The organism is Vibrio sp. 10N.286.51.E5, from assembly GCF_041469125.1.
Taxonomy (GTDB): domain Bacteria; phylum Pseudomonadota; class Gammaproteobacteria; order Enterobacterales; family Vibrionaceae; genus Vibrio; species Vibrio crassostreae_C.
Genome location: NZ_JBFRJZ010000018.1, coordinates 78,774 through 96,936, shown reverse-complemented (window position 1 = coordinate 96,936; position 18,163 = coordinate 78,774). Strand labels below are relative to the sequence as shown.

General features: G+C 44.6%; 19 protein-coding genes. 13 read left to right on the top strand and 6 right to left on the bottom strand.

The window, feature by feature from the left end; genetic code table 11:
- Position 1: 1 nt before the first annotated feature.
- Positions 2 to 649: a DsbA family oxidoreductase gene (locus AB4161_RS06180; RefSeq protein WP_017060931.1), complete on the top strand. Its 648-nt coding sequence runs from the start codon at positions 2 to 4 to the stop codon at positions 647 to 649.
- A 34-nt stretch (positions 650 to 683) separates the two neighbouring features.
- Entirely contained in the window at positions 684 to 1,892 is a 1,209-nt protein-coding gene (locus tag AB4161_RS06175) for a winged helix-turn-helix domain-containing protein (protein WP_372083017.1), read from the top strand.
- Positions 1,893 to 1,920: 28 nt separating this feature from the next.
- Here AB4161_RS06175 and AB4161_RS06170 read toward each other — a convergent pair whose 3' ends face one another.
- Positions 1,921 to 2,778: a LysR substrate-binding domain-containing protein gene (locus AB4161_RS06170; protein ID WP_017069718.1), complete on the bottom strand. Its 858-nt coding sequence runs from the start codon at positions 2,776 to 2,778 to the stop codon at positions 1,921 to 1,923.
- Positions 2,779 to 2,884: 106 nt separating this feature from the next.
- On the opposite strand from AB4161_RS06170, the gene AB4161_RS06165 reads away from it, so the two are divergent.
- The 4 genes from AB4161_RS06165 (at position 2,885) to AB4161_RS06150 (ending at position 7,387) form a co-directional block, all read left to right on the top strand.
- A complete protein-coding gene (locus tag AB4161_RS06165; RefSeq protein ID WP_102320689.1) occupies positions 2,885 to 3,208 on the top strand; it encodes a putative quinol monooxygenase in 324 nt (107 codons plus the stop codon).
- A gap of 3 nt (positions 3,209 to 3,211) precedes the next feature.
- Positions 3,212 to 4,186, top strand: a complete 975-nt coding sequence (locus AB4161_RS06160) for a Gfo/Idh/MocA family protein (RefSeq protein WP_102394247.1) — start codon at positions 3,212 to 3,214, stop codon at positions 4,184 to 4,186.
- A 199-nt stretch (positions 4,187 to 4,385) separates the two neighbouring features.
- Positions 4,386 to 4,724 (top strand): Fis family transcriptional regulator, encoded by a 339-nt coding sequence (locus tag AB4161_RS06155; protein ID WP_372083016.1) that lies wholly within the window; start codon positions 4,386 to 4,388, stop codon positions 4,722 to 4,724.
- A 431-nt stretch (positions 4,725 to 5,155) separates the two neighbouring features.
- Complete coding sequence (locus tag AB4161_RS06150) at positions 5,156 to 7,387, top strand: hypothetical protein (RefSeq protein ID WP_372083015.1); 2,232 nt, start codon at positions 5,156 to 5,158, stop codon at positions 7,385 to 7,387.
- Between the two features lie 43 nt (positions 7,388 to 7,430).
- On the opposite strand, the gene AB4161_RS06145 is transcribed toward AB4161_RS06150, so the two are convergent.
- From AB4161_RS06145 to ulaR, 4 genes are all read right to left on the bottom strand, one after another.
- Complete coding sequence (locus tag AB4161_RS06145) at positions 7,431 to 7,892, bottom strand: hypothetical protein (RefSeq protein ID WP_017069722.1); 462 nt, start codon at positions 7,890 to 7,892, stop codon at positions 7,431 to 7,433.
- Positions 7,893 to 8,096: 204 nt separating this feature from the next.
- A complete protein-coding gene (locus AB4161_RS06140) occupies positions 8,097 to 8,339 on the bottom strand; it encodes a hypothetical protein (protein WP_017064006.1) in 243 nt (80 codons plus the stop codon).
- Between the two features lie 67 nt (positions 8,340 to 8,406).
- Positions 8,407 to 9,474 carry an L-ascorbate 6-phosphate lactonase gene (gene ulaG, locus AB4161_RS06135; RefSeq protein WP_102394249.1) on the bottom strand — a complete coding sequence of 356 codons (1,068 nt, stop codon included), beginning with the start codon at positions 9,472 to 9,474 and terminating at the stop codon, positions 8,407 to 8,409.
- A gap of 120 nt (positions 9,475 to 9,594) precedes the next feature.
- Positions 9,595 to 10,350 carry an HTH-type transcriptional regulator UlaR gene (gene ulaR, locus AB4161_RS06130; protein WP_017064005.1) on the bottom strand — a complete coding sequence of 252 codons (756 nt, stop codon included), beginning with the start codon at positions 10,348 to 10,350 and terminating at the stop codon, positions 9,595 to 9,597.
- 339 nt (positions 10,351 to 10,689) lie between these two features.
- Between ulaR and AB4161_RS06125 the strand changes: the two genes are divergently transcribed.
- The 6 genes from AB4161_RS06125 (at position 10,690) to AB4161_RS06100 (ending at position 16,243) form a co-directional block, all read left to right on the top strand.
- Positions 10,690 to 12,528: a PTS ascorbate-specific subunit IIBC gene (locus AB4161_RS06125; RefSeq protein WP_372083014.1), complete on the top strand. Its 1,839-nt coding sequence runs from the start codon at positions 10,690 to 10,692 to the stop codon at positions 12,526 to 12,528.
- A 66-nt stretch (positions 12,529 to 12,594) separates the two neighbouring features.
- Positions 12,595 to 13,062 (top strand): PTS sugar transporter subunit IIA, encoded by a 468-nt coding sequence (locus tag AB4161_RS06120; protein ID WP_017064004.1) that lies wholly within the window; start codon positions 12,595 to 12,597, stop codon positions 13,060 to 13,062.
- Between the two features lie 10 nt (positions 13,063 to 13,072).
- Positions 13,073 to 13,771, top strand: a complete 699-nt coding sequence (locus tag AB4161_RS06115) for an L-ribulose-5-phosphate 4-epimerase (RefSeq protein ID WP_017064003.1) — start codon at positions 13,073 to 13,075, stop codon at positions 13,769 to 13,771.
- A 108-nt stretch (positions 13,772 to 13,879) separates the two neighbouring features.
- Positions 13,880 to 14,701, top strand: coding sequence for a pyridoxal phosphatase (locus AB4161_RS06110; protein WP_017064002.1), 822 nt, complete (start codon positions 13,880 to 13,882; stop codon positions 14,699 to 14,701).
- Positions 14,702 to 14,705: 4 nt separating this feature from the next.
- Positions 14,706 to 15,353, top strand: coding sequence for a 3-keto-L-gulonate-6-phosphate decarboxylase UlaD (locus AB4161_RS06105; RefSeq protein WP_017064001.1), 648 nt, complete (start codon positions 14,706 to 14,708; stop codon positions 15,351 to 15,353).
- Between the two features lie 8 nt (positions 15,354 to 15,361).
- Positions 15,362 to 16,243 carry an L-ribulose-5-phosphate 3-epimerase gene (locus tag AB4161_RS06100; protein ID WP_372083013.1) on the top strand — a complete coding sequence of 294 codons (882 nt, stop codon included), beginning with the start codon at positions 15,362 to 15,364 and terminating at the stop codon, positions 16,241 to 16,243.
- 163 nt (positions 16,244 to 16,406) lie between these two features.
- On the opposite strand, the gene AB4161_RS06095 is transcribed toward AB4161_RS06100, so the two are convergent.
- Entirely contained in the window at positions 16,407 to 16,616 is a 210-nt protein-coding gene (locus AB4161_RS06095) for a hypothetical protein (protein ID WP_009845895.1), read from the bottom strand.
- Positions 16,617 to 16,909: 293 nt separating this feature from the next.
- Between AB4161_RS06095 and AB4161_RS06090 the strand changes: the two genes are divergently transcribed.
- Entirely contained in the window at positions 16,910 to 18,082 is a 1,173-nt protein-coding gene (locus AB4161_RS06090; RefSeq protein WP_372083012.1) for a glycerate kinase, read from the top strand.
- Positions 18,083 to 18,163: the final 81 nt, after the last annotated feature.

Genomic DNA, 18,163 nt, shown 5'->3' with positions numbered 1-18,163 from the left:
TATGAGCAAGAAACTTCAACTTGATATTATTTCTGACGTAATGTGCCCGTGGTGCGTAGTCGGTTACAAAAACTTAGAGCTAGCCGTTGCGGAACTTGGTTTAGAAGACCAGATTGAACTTGAATGGCAGCCGTTTGAGCTTAACCCTGACATGCCGCAAGAGGGCGAAAACCTGCGTGCCCATATCATGAGAAAATACGGTTCTAGCGCAGAAGAGAGCCAACGTTCACGAGAACAGCTTTCGGCTCGCGGCCAAGCGGTTGGTTTCGATTTCAATTTCTATGACAGTATGAGAATGGTCAATTCCCGTCACCTGCATGTGCTTCTCGATTTTGCACTAGCGCACGGCAAACAGACTGAGTTAAAGCTACGCTTCTTTGCTGCTCACTTCACAGAGCAAAAAGACCTGTCCGATCTTGAAGTCATTGCACAAGAGCTTGAAGCGGTTGGCTTAGACTCAACGAAGGCACTGAAGCGCCTAAAGAACACCGACAACTTGAAGCAAATTGAAGCGCAAGAGTTTGAATGGCAACGCATGGGGATCTCTGCGGTTCCTACTGTGGTGTTCAACCGTAAGAGTGCAGTAACGGGCGCGCAGACGGTAGAAACCTACAAGCAGATTCTTCAAGAGCTTATTGCTGAATCATAAACGGATCATTGCTATCAATTAGAGTCTGAATTTCATGGAATCACTGTCACTCGCTCAAGCTCAAAAACTGGTATTGCTTTCGCAAAAGCTGCCGCCTAAGAAGTTGCCACCTAAAAAGCAACGCAATGGGGGCGCTTTGGCGAACACGTTGTCTGCGATTGAAAACCTTGGCTATGTGCAAATTGATACCATCTCTGTGATTCAGCGAGCTCACCACCACACGCTTTGGAATCGCAATCAAGATTACCAACTGAACCATCTTGATAAGCTGTTAGAGCGTCGAGAAGTATTTGAGTATTGGTCGCATGCCGCCGCGTATTTACCCATGCGTGACTTCCGATTCAGCCTACACCGCAAGAATGGCTTTGCGAGCGGTAAGCTCAAGCATTGGTATAAAAAGGATGACGCACTGATGGCTCATGTTCTCAAACGTATTGAGAATGAAGGGCCGTTGATGGCGAAAGATTTTGAAGGGGATAGGCCAAACCCCGGCGGTTGGGGCGGTAAACCGGCCAAGCAAGCATTAGAAACATTGTTCATGCAAGGCGACTTAATGGTGCCAAGCCGAGTTAACTTTCATAAGGTGTATGACCTAACCGAGCGAGTTTTACCGAGCGGAATTGATACCTCTGAGCCGACAGAACAAGAGTACATCGAGCATCTCATAAAGCGTTACTTAGAGGCTAACGGAGTTGGAATAGCGTCGGAAATGAGCTACCTACTCAAGAACACAAAGCCTTTGATTCAGAGAGCACTCCAACAGATGCTTGAAGATAAGCAGGTTCTGAAAGTAGATATTCAAGGCTCTGATTACTATGTCCTGCCAGGTGCTTTTGAACTGCTGAATCAACCTCTTTCCAGAACCAAGCTTAAGATACTGTCTCCGTTTGATAACCTGCTGATTCAACGAAAGCGAATGCAATCATTGTTCAACTTTGATTACCTCCTAGAATGCTATGTTCCAGAGGCCAAGCGTCAGTTTGGTTATTTTAGCTTACCGATTCTGTGGCAAGGTGAGCTGGTGGCACGAATGGATTGCAAGGTCGACAGGAAGAGTGGTTTGCTCAATATCCGTAACTTGGTTGTGGAAGAGCGAATTAAAAACCATGAGTTGTTGGTTCATGCTTTATGCGATGAACTAAAACACTTCATGGTGTTCAACCAATGTGATGAGATGATCGTCCATAACACCACGCCCTTTGATCTTGGCAAGCGCTTGATGAGCCAATGGCAAACAGTCTAGCGGTCTTTGTTGTTTAGAAAGCGCTTAGTTACTCAGCAAACGCAGCTAACAAGAACTCGACAAAGGTTCTGTTCTTCAACGACAGTTGCTTGGTTTTGTAGAGCAAGTGAATCGGCTTTGGTAACGGCGCCATGCCGGGTAGGATTTCCAACAGCGCTCCACGATCAATCTCTTCTGCGACTAAGATAGTCGGTTGCAACAACACGCCCACACCCTGCAGGGCGGCATACCGCAACACATCACCATTATTCGACATCAAGCGCACACGTTCTTTATTCGGTGTGGCGTGAGGAGCTTGGCTGCTGTAACTGAATCCAAGCGATGGGTGTTGTGCCAAGTCTTCTAATACTCTGATTTCAGCATGTTGGTTTAGGTAAGCGGGCGCCGCGCAATAACACATCTCATAATCCCCTAAATACCTTGCGACCAAGCTTGAATCGGACAGGTCGCCAATTCGCACAATCAGGTCAATGTCGGATGAATAAGGGTCGACAAGGTCATTATTCAACATCAGCTCAACGTTGATGGTTGGGTGATGCGCGAGAAACTTAGCTACGATAGGGGCGAGTACCTTGTTTCCATAGGTGACAGGGCAGTTTATTTTTACCGTGCCTTGTGGTTGATTTTCCAAGGTTTGAATCAGGTTCTCTGCATTGCTGATGTCTTCGAGAATTCGCTTACACTCACGATAGTAAAGTTGTCCTGAATCGGTTAACGATTGCTTACGCGTGGTGCGGTGGATCAGCTGAGACTTCAAACTGGCTTCTAAGGAATGGACATGTTTGCTTATCATGGTCGCCGACAGGTTGAAGTGGTTTGCGGCGCTGCGAAAGCTACCTTGTTCCACCACATAGACGAAGACTTTCATGCTGGTTAACTTATCCATTGAACACTTTTGGTTGATAAACAATAAACAAAACGTGAGTTTATCAATTATTAGGGGTTAATTATATTAATGGCAAACCGATAATTAACTAAAATAAGAGCGTGCAATGCCTCAAACGAATGAAACTATCTTTGTTACTGCCGAACTTAAGATCAAAACCAACATAGAACGAGCAGCTGCGCTCGAAGCTATCGAACAGTTTTGTTTAGACATGCAAAGCGAACCGGGCTGCCTCCAAGCAATTGCAACCTATGATCAAAGCCAAAGCGATCGTGTGATCTTGCTTGAGCAATACGCAAACCGCGAGGCGATCAATCAGCACTTTGTGATGCCTCATACCCAAGCGTTTATTGAGCGTGATATTACCGAGTTGGTTCAAGCATTCGAAACGCAACGTGGGCCTATCAAAGCACAAGAGCAGGAGAGCTAAGACATGAAATGGGGAATTCTAGGAACCAGTTTTATCTCAGGTGTAATGGCGGATGCAATTAAAGGCGATGCTCAAAGCGAGCTGTATGCCGTTGCTGGTCGCACTGAAAAAACACTTAACGAGTTTGCTGCCCAATACCAACCAACACAAACCTTCAACAGCTATGAAGCCTTGATTGAAGATGAGTCGGTCGACATTATCTATATTGCTCTGCCAAACCATGTTCATCATGAGTATGTGATTAAAGCGGCTCAAAAAGGCAAAGCGATCTTGTGTGAAAAATCGTTATCGGTTGATATGGAAAAAACCGAGCAAGCTTTACAAGCCGTGAAAGAAGCGGGCGTATTCTTTGCTGAAGGTCTGATGTATTTAAACCATCCACTTATCACCAAGCTTCATCAAGAACTGGCAACTGGTGAGATCGGCGAAGTGCGCTCAATTCAAGGTTCCTACGTTGCGGCGATTGATCAGTTCGTGAACCCAGCAAGCAAAGGCGCGTTGTACAACCTAGGTTGTTATCCAATGTCGCTGGTTCATTCTGTTGCGCAGCAGCAATTTGGTGAGAGCGTGTTCGATGACGTGCAGATCTCAGCAATCGGTCGACGAGGCGAAGATGGCAATATCTGTGAATCGTCGGCGATGATGCATTTCAACGACCGTTTTACCGCACAAATCCACACTGCTGAAGACCACGGTTTAAAGCATGGTTTTACGATCCTAGGCAGCAAAGGCTGTATCACGCTAGATACTAATCCATGGCTACCGACGGCAGAAAACACGTTTACGGTAGAGATCTATGAAACGTCGACACGTGAAGTGAAAGTCGAAGCGCAAGGTGATGGTTTCCATTATCAAGTGCGCAATATCCGCCAAGCGGTTGAGCAAGGTGATACACAACTTGCTGCGCCAATGGCAACCCACCAAGACTCTCGCGTAATCATGAAGTTATTAACTGATTGGGAACAAGCGGCGAGCTAATGTTTTAGTAAATTCTATACTCGTCTCATGTTTGATCGCCTCGTAAGCTATCAAACATGAGGCGTTTCCTCTATATCTTCCAGTCGACTCTCCCCAATAAATACTTTGCATTTGAAACCGCCACAGTGTCCAATATCAGGTAGTACGAAACTGACCGAAAAACCTTATTTTTTAAGGTGTTAAATAGGACCTTTGCCGCATGCGTAAATCAGATAAGAAAATCGAGAATCAAATCAGAGACGTGTTAACTGACGTTTGTGAAGACACGCTGAAAGGCTTCGATGGTTTTTTGTGGGTGACTCACTCGGTCAACTTGTCCTCTTTTCCGCAAAGTTTGAAAATTGTCTGTGTATTCGATACCAATCAGGATAGAACGAACTTCTTAAGTGGCGAAGGTCAACAGAGTGTCTCAGGGGCTATTCAACAAGCGTTCAATCAAGTTGGAATTCAACTGAAGAATATCGATAAGCATGTTAGCTACGATACGCAAGAAAATTGCGATCGCGACCATCAAGGGAAGTGGAACAAGAGGCTTTAAGGAGCGTTGTCATCGTTCTTGTTTAGACAGCCTATCCAAATTGAGTTTCAATAGTGTGGCGCTCAAACTGAGATTCGATACAGCAAATCCAAGTCCTATTCTGAGTTCTAGGCTCTGATAACTTCTCATCTTCCAAACCGTATTATTCTCATTTTGAGAAAATCTGAGCTGATTTCTCGTTAGCCGGAGATACTTGGTTTCCAAATAAAATTAAAATCACAAAAACTTATATTTTCCTTAATGCATTGATTTTGAATCGGCATTTGCTCGTTTTACTTGCCACCGATGAAACAAGACAGACGAGCACTTGAACAATAGAGCCATGTAGTCGATACTTTTTTCGTATTTTGATTCCTAAATTGACACGTAAGTTGGCTGACTTTTCGTTTTGTGATTTAAGGCATGACAGTATCGATTAGGAAATTTGAATCATGAAAACCTACATTTCTGGGCTGCTCGCACTCATACCGTCATGTTTAATCGCTGGTTACGCTTTTGCTGTTGGTACAGCGGTTGTGCTGCCAGGGCAACATGAAGTTGGTGTTGATCTTTTGGGCTCCCCACTATCTACGAATGCCGTCATTGATTGGGAAATTTCCAACAGTGATATTGTGTTCGGAGCTTATGCCGACAAAGCCGACAATGAGCGGGCCACGACAATTGGTTATATGTACAACCAAGTCATGGCGATGAACTCGGGTTGGTTGGAGAACGATCTCCGTAACCAAGCTGAGTTAGAAGGCCTCAATTTCGAAGACTATTTCCTGCACTTTTCTGAAGATACTGTCATTGCCGAAGTTGATAAAACTCATGGCGAAAAGACCCTTTTAAACCGAAAACCTATGATCTTGGGTTATACAGCCAGTGAAGACCATGCTGGTTTTTGGTTGTATCAAGAGCCTCCGTGGGATGCCGATGTGTTTGAGAATTTCGAACAGGGTGGGGCTTTGTATGTCTATCATGCTGAACAGTTCGAACGGCTGACCTTTAAGTTCTCACAGTTTGCTGGCAGCGGTGAATTTTGGATTGAATACCCAACTGCTATTGATTCTCAGGGTAGGGTTTCACAATGGGAAAGGCTTGATGTAAAGAAAGACAAAACGCTCAATATGACCAAAAACCAATCGGTGATCTGGAACCTTCCGGATAACTGGTTAAGAGCTACAACTCATGATGGGAGCGGTGCGAGTTATGGCGGCGGCCAGTATTTTGGTTCAACCTTTTTGAGAGATGGTGGGTGCTTATACGTTGTGAGAGTTCGTTGGCAAAGTGAGAATGCCGACGACAGGCCGCGTTTAAAAGAAGTAAAACTCAAAAACAGTTTTCCAACCGTCAAGTTAACCGATGCTCCGACTTCAACCCCGGACGGCAATGCTATCAGCCAATGGCGAAAAATCCGTGGTTTTGATGTGTCTGCAGACCTAGATGGTGATAACTACTTGTCGCCAAGCGAGTATCGAAATCGAACCAATAAGAACGCGACAGCACGTTTTCGTTGGGAATCAAGAGTGGTGCCATTTGGTCGAATGTGGAGCGCTAACTCATCTTGGTCGCTAACGAACGTCGCAAACGCGGATTATCTATCTGCTATTCATCGCTACTACAAGCAAAGCTGGGCAAGACAAGGTTTGAATGGTGCGTACAACGACGACACAAATAAACTCATTGGCTCGAACCAGTTCTATGTTCACTCTGGCGGGCATGTTCAAGAGTTAGGAGCTGTTGCGGGTTCGAATCAAGCGGATGATCTCTACAAGCAACAATTTTCAGCGTTTCTCAAAAATCTTTCTGCTTTAGAAAGTGATGCGTCGATTGGGTTGAATATCGGAACCGCGAACTTACTGGGTCGAAATGGACAGTCTCATCTTAGCGAGGCGGGCTCTCTGTATTTACGCGAGCACTACATTTTTCCGTCTACTGGGTTTAGTGGTTACTCGGGGATCTCAAAATTCTGGGATAATTCTGCGCTCGCCTACAATGGGCAAAGTGTTATTTTTCAGGCGACAACGCGTTATGGGCGAGTTCAGTATCTTGGAAATAGTGAAGATAATTGGAAGCAAGACCAATACTCGACCCTAGCGATCTACCACCTCAATCGACACGCTCAACATAGCTACTTTAATCAGTGGAACAATGGTTACGTCTATGGAAGTGGCAATACGACGGCTGACACTTTCTGGCAAAGTGGTGTCCCTAAAAACATCGCCTACCAACCCAGTTCGTTATTGGCCGTTGACTTGGGAGAGCCGAGTCATCAAATCCCACATGGCTTTGCGCCGATTCCTTTGAAGCTTTCGACAACGACACCTCAGCCTGCTGACTACACCATCGTTGGCGATTCCTCGATGAACGAAATGGTGCATGCTGATCTGCCCAATGGTATCACTCACGTTCTACCGACGTTCACGTACTTTATGTATCAATCTGAAAATCAGGTGGTTGCTGGTGGCCCTGAGGACATGGTGTTAGCGAGAGAGTTCAGCAATGGTCGTGTGTTGTATCGCACGGATTTCCACGGTAAGAATCCGAGCTTTTATGACGCGGCAAAACTCACCATCGCGCTGGATGTTCCAATGAAACCTGTTGATGCTAACGGTAACGTTGGTGACTATGTGAGTGAAATAGAAATTGGCGGTTATGAAGGGCTGTTCTTACTTTATTAGAACTAATGCGAGTGAGCACTCTCGAACCAGAGCAGACTAGAGCTTAGGTTCGGGATATGAGCTTATTCTTTTTACACTGCTTAAATTCTTTGGCGATCCACGATTGCTCGTTTAAACCATTGTCGATTAGAGCAAAAAGGTAGCCATCGACTTTGCCTGAAGCCGCAGGATATTCTTGAAAAGCGTGCTTAGGGTAGCCGGGGTAATCCATCTCGTATTGAGCGTCTAACTGCTTACCGAGTTGACGCCATTTTACGAATAACTCAGAAGAAGATGTCTCAACCTTATATTGGCCCAAAATGCGTTGGTGATGGGTTAACGCCACTTTAGCGCAGTGGTTGGTCTGTACGACTTTTTGTATCAATTCAACTTGTTCTTCACTCATGGTTTTCGCCAGTACATTCTCTTGTTCGATGCGCGCCATTCGTTCACCAAACGTTTCAGCATGGGTGGAAAACACAAAAGTAAGCGGTAAAGCCAATACCAAAAGACGCTTGTAGAACATAACCTAACTCTTTGAATGGATTCATGACTATTATGCCGTTGAGTAACAATATTATTAACGAATAAACACGCTTAATTGTAAGAATTATTTTTATCGAGTGGATAAATAGATGATTTTGGAGTTGTGGTATTCAGGCTCTGAATGTTTGGTTATTTTACGAAGCGACACCGATAACAGAATCAACCCAATATCTAACCATCTTGATTATAAATGTTGGATATCAATCGAGTGGTAGGAAAAACCGATTGCTTTAGCGGCGTTCAACAAAGCTTGTTGAGTCTTGAATACCCTGGGTTGCATTTTTCTGTCGGATTCAAGAAAGCTGTTTACTCCCCACTTATGACTTTTGACCATTAAGTAATAACCATTAGCTCCAGGGGACACGACACCAATTGCTGCTTTCAGGTCGCCACGACTGAAATGTTTTTTGAACTCACGTAATACCATATCAACATCCTTATTCGATGATAAAAAAGGGAGCGCATTGCTCCCTAGTTAGTGCTTTTCTTAATGTTTACAAGAATGCGCGGTATGGCAGTTCTGGGTCATTTGTGAAGATGTCTGCAAAGCCACGGAAGTGCTGGTAGTGCATGCGGCCTTTATCTGTTGGGTATGTGTATTTACCACCAACTTGCCAGAAGAAAGGTGCGAAGCCGTATTGAAGACGTTCTTTCTTCATGTTCCACAGCATTTCGATTTCACGCGGGTCATTTTGGAAGTTAGCCCAAATGTCGTGGTGGAACGGAACAACTACTTCACAGTTCAAAGACTCAGCAGCACGAAGAATGTCTGAAGATGTCATTTTGTCTGTTACGCCACGTGGGTTCTCACCGTAAGAAAGCAGTGCAACGTCGATCTTGTGGTCATTACCGTGTTTAGCATAGTAGTTTGAGTAGTGAGAATCACCAGAGTGGTAAACTGAACCGCCTGTTGTTTCTACTAGGTAGTTCACTGCACGGTCGTCCATTCCGTCTAGAATTTCTTTGTCTAGGGAAGATGTTCCTTCAGGAAGTGTCACTAGAGCTGTACGGTCGAATGCGTCAAGAACCTTGATGTTCACGTCTTTGATTTTGATCTCGTCGCCAACTTTAGCAATAACACACCGATCTTCTGGCACACCCCATTTCATCCATAAATCAACACACGCTTTAGGGCCAATGAATTTAACGTGGTCGCCGCAGTTTTGTAGAACTGCCGCTGCAACGTTGATATCAATGTGGTCGCCGTGGTCATGAGATGCCATAATTGCATCGATCTCTTTGATAGCGAAAGGGTCCAATGGGAAGATCGCGGTACGTAGGTTTGGTTGAAGTGCTTCCACACCGCCCATACGCATCATTTGGTGCTGGTTTTTCATTTTTTGAACGGCTTGTGTTTTTTTACCAGTACCACACCAGAAGTCCATTGATAGGTTTGCACCTTCTTCTGATTTTAGCCAAATACCTGTACAACCCAGCCACCACATAGAAAACGTACCCGGTTGCACAACTGTTTGTTCAATCTCTTCATTTAACCATGTGCCCCACTCAGGGAATGTATTTAGGATCCAAGACTCGCGAGTGATTTCGTTTACATTGCTCATGATAATACCTTTTATTTCAATAATTTGATTAATTTTGGATGTAGGGAGCCGAGCGCCTTAATTTGGATTAAGGCACTGAGCTAAATTTATTATTATTGGTGGGCTAGTTAGCCCTGCGATTTAAACTAGGATGACTTGCGTCCCTTGAGCTTCAATCAGTTTTACGACTTCGGGATTGGCGTCTTTACCGGTGATGACAATGTCTATTTGCTTGGTGCTGCAAAAGAGCATTCCGGTACGTTGTCCAACTTTTGAGCTATCGACCACGACGACAAGCTTATCGACCTGTTCGAGCATTTGTTGTTCGGCTACGGCCGTTAACATGTCGGCTTTGTACAGCCCGGCATCGGTTAAGCCTTTACCTGAGGTGAACATCCAGTTTCCCGCATAGCCGCCTAATGAATTAGGGGCAGGGTTTAGAAAGATGTTCTGCGCTTTGTTGTATTGACCACCAATGATGATGACATCGTCATGATCTTCGTTGATCAAGTAGCTTGCGAGTGGAAAGTAGTTCGTTACGATTTGAACGTCATCGCCACATAATTGCTGACCGAGTAGGAAAGCCGTCGAACCACAGTTGATCACGACTGTATCGCCAGCCTGACAAAGCCCTGCAGCTGCTTGAGCAATCTCTGATTTCTCTTCATAGAACTCAGTGCTGTTGATATTCAGTGGTGACCACTTTCTCTTCTGAGTTTCTACTCGTTCCGCACCATTTCGAATTTTTCTAAGTCGGCCAACTTCATCTAACTTAGCGATATCGCGCCTAGCAGTAGCAGGAGAAACGCTAAATTTATCAATAATATGAGAGACGTTGATTGTCTGCATATCTTCTAACAGCGACAAGATGCCGTTATGTCTTTGTACTTCATTCATATTTATCACTCTTTTTGTCGTTGTGACAATTTAATGATTACTTTTGATTTGTTTTGATTCTAATAATCACCATCATGATTGTCAAACCACATCGCTATAAAAACCAGACATTAATCACAATGTTTTATAAGTGGTTGATTTTATTGTATTTATTATTTTTGCGTGTGATCTAAAGCTCAATTAAGCACATTCTGGGTGTGGTTAATTGATATAAATCAAAGTAATCACAAGTGAGCATTGAATGATTACTTTTGATTGGTAAAGTCTAGTTCGTGAGCAAAACTAGAATCATCACATCCTACAAATCATTAAAATTAAAAATCAATCAGGGGTAAAGATATGGAATTCTTATACGATATTTTCTATATTTTTTACAGTCAGGTAATGACCAAAGCACCGTTGCTACTCGGTCTTGTTACTTGTCTCGGCTACATCCTTCTAAAACGTGACGCAACAACTGTTATCTCCGGCTCTATTAAAACCATCGTTGGTTTCATGATAGTGCAGGTAGGTGCAGGAACATTGGTAGCGGGTTTTAAACCGGTTATTGAAAAAATGAGTGAAATACATGGATTAACGGGATCGGTAATTGACCCGTACACCTCCATGATGTCCACCATGGAAACCATGGGCGACAACTACTCTTGGGTTGGGTATGCAGTATTACTGGCTCTTGGGCTAAACATTCTACTTGTTGCCTTCCGACGTATTACGGGTATCAGAACCATCATGCTGACTGGGCATATCATGTTCCAGCAAGCTGGCCTCATTGCTGTTTTCTACTTCGTGCTTGGTGCAGGTATGTGGGAAACCATTATTTATTCAGCAATATTGATGGCGTTGTACTGGGGTATCTCCTCAAACATCATGTTCAAGCCGACTCAAGAAGTCACTGGTGGTGCGGGTTTCTCGATTGGTCACCAACAACAGTTTGCTTCATGGGTAGCCACCAAGGTTGCACCGAAGCTTGGCGACAAGAACGACAGTGTTGACCACATCAAACTGCCTAAGTGGTTACACATTTTCCACGACAGTATCGCTGCAACAACGTTAGTAATGACTGGCTTCTTCGGCATTATTCTTCTTTCGTTCGGTCTTGATAACCTTCAGGACATGGCAGGTAAAACGCACTGGTTTATCTACATTTTTGAAACTGGTTTGAAATTCGCTGTTGCCATTCAAGTCATCGTTACTGGTGTTCGCATGTTCGTTGCGGAACTGTCCGAGGCATTTAACGGTATTTCTCAACGCCTTATTCCTAACGCTGTTTTAGCAATCGATTGTGCTGCTATTTACGCCTACTCTCCTAACGCAATGGTATTTGGTTTCATGTGGGGCGCAGTGGGTCAATTCACCGCTGTTCTTGCAATGCTAGCGTTTGACGCACCAATCATGATCATTCCTGGCTTTATCCCAATGTTCTTCTCGAACGCCACTATCGGTGTGTTTGCTAACCACTTTGGTGGCTGGAAAGCGGTGATGAAGATCTGTTTCGTGATGGGCATCATCGAAGTGGTTGGCTCTGCGTGGGCAATCCATATCTTCGCTCAATCAGGTACTGAGTTTAATGGCTGGATGGGCATGGCTGACTGGGCTCTGGTATTCCCACCAATCATGCATGGTATCTCAAGCTCTAGCATGTTCTTCTTTGTGATTTTGGCTTTGGCTGGCATCTACATGTACTTCGCTTCTAAGCAACTACGAGCTGAAGAAGACGCAGAAGCTGCTGCTGAAACAATGACCGCAGTAACGCCTGAAGGTATTGAGGTTGAAGTCGCGGTTCCACAACAATCGACAGCAACCGCTGAAGCACCATCTGTTTCAACAACGGCAGTTTCTACAACATCAGAAACTCGAATCTCACCAGCCGCTGACCAGAAACCGGTTCGTGTCTTAGTGTGCTGTGGCTCAGGACAAGGTTCTTCAATGATGTGCTCTAAGAAAATCAAAGAGTATTTGGACAAGAAAGGCATCCCAAGCTCGACCTTTAACAGCGCCATCACTGATTACAAATCACACCTTGGTTCATTCGACATCATCGTTACTTCGGTTGCTCTTGCAGCGAAGATCACGGGTCTGCCGGAAGGTAAGCAACAGTTAGCGGTTAAGAACATGATTATGGTGAAAACTTTCGGCGACGAACTTGTTTCCATCATCGAGAACAACTTCCATAAATAATTAAAAACGGCTCAGTGGTGTCGCACTGCTGAGCCAATAAAAACAATTATATAAGTGAGCAATAACATGAACTTAAAAGAATCTCTTATCAAGAATAACTCTATCCTACTGAACGCAAAAGCAGCTGACTGGAAAGCGGCGATCAAGCTTGGGACTGATGCATTGGTGAAAGCGGGTATTGCAGAAGAGCGTTACTACGACGCGATTACCAAAGCGATTGGTGAAGAAGGCCCTTATATCTGTATTCACGATGCGTTCGCACTGCCACATTGCCGCCCTGAAGACGGTGTTATTCGTACTGGGTTTGCGCTAACCGTGCTTGAAACGCCAATTACGTTTGAAGGTGTTGATGAGCCTGTAGATGTGCTGATAACACTAGCGGGTAAGGACTCAGAAGAGCACATCGAAGGCACCATGCAAGTGGCGAACTTGATTGAATTCGATGAAGACTTCTCAAAACTTCGCGCGTGCAAAAGCCCAGAAGAAGTGGCGCGTTTAATTGATGCTGCATTGCTTCAAGCGGAAGCGGCGTAAGGAGGCAACGATGTCTAAATATAGCCAATTGAAACAACGTGTTTTAGAAGCCAATTTGCAACTTCCGAAATACGGTTTGGTGACATTTACTTGGGGTAATGTCTCTGAGTTTGACCGTGTTAACGGAGTGATAGCGATTAAACCATCAGGTGTCGAATACAGTGATATGACGGCTGAAGACATGGTGGTCGTCGATCTCGAAGGCAAGGTTGTTGAAGGGAAACTCAATCCTTCAAGCGATACCGCAACGCACTTAGAGCTCTATAAAGCTTTCCCTGAAGTGAGTGGCATTGTTCACACGCATTCACGCAGTGCCACCATTTGGGCACAAGCGGGTATCGACATCCCAGCCTTAGGCACCACTCACGCTGATTATTTCTACGGTGACATCCCATGTACACGTCGATTGTCTCACTCTGAAATTTCTGAAGAGTACGAGAAAAATACTGGCTTGGTGATTATTGAAGAGTTCAAGCAACGTCGAATCGATCCAATGGCCGTTCCAAGTGTGATTGTTGCAGGACATGCGCCGTTCTCTTGGGGCAAAGATGCCAACGACGCCGTTCATAACGCGGTGGTATTAGAAGAAGTGTCGGCAATGGCGTTGGCAACGCGCACCTTGAATAGCGGCATCAAAATTCAGCCAGAACTATCCGACAAACACTACTTACGTAAGCACGGTGAAAATGCTTATTACGGCCAACAGTAAATCGGCTTTTTGTTTAAATAAGCCGTTTAAGTAAGCCGTTACGAGCTTCGACTCTAAGTAGTTTCAATATTGATTAGGCCCGACTTCAGGGAATAAGTAGAGGACTCTATGTATAAAGTGCTGGCGTTAGATCTCGATGGAACCGTGTTAAAGGATGATCACACGATTCATCCAGAAGTAAAAAAGGCGATTCAAGAAGCCAAACAAAGTTGTCACGTCATGATTGTTACTGGCCGACACCACACAGCAGCACGACCTTACTATTACGAATTGGGGCTAGATACTCCAATCATCTGCTGTAACGGCACTTATGTTTATGACTATCAAACTGAAACGGTATTGACTCAAAACGCCATAGAGAAAGATAAGGCACTTACTTTCATTAACATGGCTGACGAGTTTCAGCTCAAAATGGTGATGTATATAACTCATGCCATGACGTACTCACAGTACAACCCATTTGCCTACATGTTGGCATTGGAAAGCTGGGCTGAAACGGCACCAGAGCAACATCGCCCACAAATTTACCAAGTGGAATCATTCATAGAAACAGCTCAACAAGCTGAACACGTTTGGAAGTTTGTGGTAGAGGGGAGCCAAGATTCCGTCGACCGTTTGATGCAACACCCATGGATAGGAGAGAACTTCAACGGTGAGCGTTCTTGGTCAAACCGAATCGACTTTGCTGCAAAAGGTAACAGTAAGGGCCTACGCCTTGCTGAATACATCGCAGAACTCGGTTATCACGCCGATGACGTCATTGCCGTCGGTGATAACCACAACGACATATCCATGATTAAGTACGCCGGATTCGGTGTAGCGATGCTCAATGCTGATGACATCGTCAAATCACACGTTCAACGCGTGTGCTCAACAGATAACAACCATGATGGCTTAGCCCGTCTAATACGTGAACAAATTAAAGGATAACAACATGACTAAACCAATGATTCAGATCGCCCTAGACCAAACAAATCTTCCTGCCGCAATTGAAGTGGCAAACAACGTTGAAAGCTTTGTTGATGTGATTGAAGTGGGCACTATTTTGGCTTTTGCTGAAGGTATGACAGCGGTTTCTACCCTTCGTAAAAACCACCCAGACCATATCCTTGTGTGCGATATGAAAACCACCGATGGCGGCGCAATTTTGGCTCGAATGGCATTCGAAGCGGGTGCTGATTGGATAACCGTTTCTGCGGCTGCACACATCGCAACCATTGGTGCGTGTAAGAAAGTCGCTGACGAATTTAACGGTGAAATACAAATCGAAATTTACGGCAATTGGACAATGGACGATGCTCAATCTTGGGTCGACCTAGGTATCTCTCAAGCTATCTATCACCGTTCTCGTGACGCTGAATTAGCTGGTGTGGGCTGGACTGAAGAAGATCTTGTGAAGATGCGTGCATTGTCTGAAATGGGCATCGAGCTTTCTATCACAGGTGGCATCGTGCCTGAAGACCTTTACCTATTTGAAGGCATTAAAGCGAAAACCTTTATTGCAGGTCGCGCACTTGCGGGTGAAAAAGGTAAAGAAACAGCAGAAGCACTAAAAGCTCAGATCGACCGTTACTGGAATTAGGAGGCGTTATGTACCAAAACTTATTACGCCACCGAGTAGGGCTTTATGAGAAGGCCCTACCTAACGAACTCAGCTGGGAAGACAAACTGGCAACAACCAAAGAGCTCGGCTTTGATTTTCTTGAGATATCGGTAGATGAATCAGACGAGCGCCGTAGCCGTTTGGATTGGAATGACGATGAAGTGTATGTCTTACGTCGCCTGTGTGAAAAGCATGGTGTACCGCTGCAATCCATGTGTTTAAGCGCGCATCGCAAGTTCCCATTTGGATCTGCAGATCCGGTGATTCGTGAACAAGCGGCTATCCATATGGAAAAAGCGATCTCACTCGCTTACAAATTGGGTATTCGTACCATCCAATTGGCTGGGTATGACGTTTACTACGAGCCTGCGGATAAGGTTACTCACCAGAGGTTCATTGAAGGCATGAAGCTTTCTGCGCAGTTGGCGGAAAGGTCGGGCGTTATGCTCGCTGTGGAGATCATGGATACCGATTACTTGAACTCTTTGAGCAAGTTTGAAGTGCTGAGTCGTGAAGTCAATTCACCGTATTTCACGGCGTATCCAGATGTGGGTAATATCTCCGGTTGGAATTACGACATAGTGACGGAACTAAAGTTGAGCAAGCCTCATATCACTCAGATCCACCTCAAAGACACTTATAAAGTGACTAACGAATACAAAGGTCAATTTCGAGACTTAGTGATTGGTGATGGTGAAGTCGACTTTAATGCCATTTTTGAAACGTTGAAAGAGACTGAGTGCGTCGTACCACTCGTGATTGAGATGTGGGCTCAAGATGAACGTTGGAAAGAGAATATACTTACGGCACAAAAACGACTGAATGATGTTTGTGTGCAAACGGGTGTTCCGATGTTGTTTGACCACTAACTCTACTTAGAATTATTAACTAGTTTCTCTTTGCGTTCTCGGTGCTCCTAACGAAAAGAGAAAATGCAGCATATTGCCCCCCAATATGCTGCATTTTTATATCAACATGTCGCTCTAAACTGTTGAAGCTGAGGTTATGTCAATTTCGAAATAGTGGCTGTTCTTAAACAGCAATAGTCACATGATCACGGCCCACTTCAGCCATCTGAATCAGGTAGTCTGTGTGGTACTTCTTTTTGATGACGATTTGGCTACCGATTTCAGCAACAATCTTTACCACTTCTAACGCATCAGAGGGATGCAATGAAGAGTCTTTTGAAATTTCGATATTAACGCCTAAATTTGCCAATTTGATGATGTCGCTAGAATGCATGATGATGTCCAAGATGTTTGATTTTCGTGGACTATACCATCTTCAATTTATGCAACTCTACTCTGCCTATCCTAAAATTTCGGTCGATGCTCTCAATCTATGATTCCAATATGTAAGTAGTAGATCTAACTCACAAATTGCGGGTATCAATAACCTCAATGTGAGGGTGACGTTATGTGCTTAGTATTTACTTTATATACTGCCCCTATTAAGTGATTAGCTTGCTGATCTTCAATAGGGGCATTTTTGGATCGGGCACTCATCAAAATTACTAATCTTTTGGATCTCTCAGTATGAAAATTGTTATTGCACCAGACTCGTTTAAAGAGTCTTTATCTGCCTTATCGGTGGCAGCGTGTATCGAAAAGGGCTTTCGTGAAATCTTCCCTGACGCTGACTATGTGACCTTGCCTTTGGCCGATGGCGGTGAAGGGACTGTGGATGTATTGCTCCAAGGGCTTTTTGGTGAAAAGCGACATAGCCAAGTCGAAGGGCCGTTAGGGCAACCAGTCAATGCAGAATGGGCAATGCTAGAACCGTCGGATCAGAATCCTAAGAAAACGGCTTTAATTGAGATCGCCGCTGCCTCTGGTTTGGACTTGTTGAAACCAGAGCAGCGTGATCCATTGATTGCTTCTTCATTCGGAACGGGGCAATTGATTTTGGAGGCGATAGAGCAGGGCGCTCAAACGATTATTCTTGGATTGGGTGGCAGTGCAACTAATGATGGCGGTGCAGGTATTGTTCAAGCATTAGGTGGGACACTGTTAGATAATGCAGGGCAAGAGCTTAACCGAGGTGGCGTTGCACTAGCTGATTTATCATCGATTGATCTTACTGGTTTAGATTCACGCTATGCTGATATCGAGTTGATTGTGGCATGCGATGTTGATAATCCATTGTGTGGGGATAACGGTGCCAGCCATGTATTTGGTCCGCAAAAAGGAGCGACACCTGAACAAGTCTTAATGCTTGATAAGGCGCTTGCGAATTTTGCTCAAGTCGCAGAAACGCAAGGTTGTGTAGACGGCGGTGAATCCGTTCAAAAGCGTATGGGTTATGGTGCGGCTGGTGGCTCGCCGATGGGACTTGGTTTGCTATTCAACATGCAAATTAAACCCGGTATCGAGATGGTACTGGACGTTTTGCAAGCCGATGATGTGTTGAAAGGTGCCGACCTTGTGATTACCGGTGAAGGGCAGATGGACAATCAAACTCTGCAAGGAAAAACACCTTATGGCATTGCCAAACGTGCGAGCTTACAGGGCATTCCAACCATAGGAATTGCCGGATCTTTAGGCACCGAAGTAGAAGCGCTTTACGGCGAAATGAGCAGCTTGTTTGGAACTGTAAGATCGCCACAAACTTTAGAAAAAGTATTACAAGAGGCGGAGCTTAACTTAACAAGAACGGCAAGAAATATCGCAGCGACTTTACGGTTAGGTCACAAAATATCTCAAAAATAGTGGCTTCTACGAGGTAGGCTGCGCCTAGCTTTGGTTTTCTGCGTGTTGTAAGTTCATGATTATTATATTGTAAATATTATT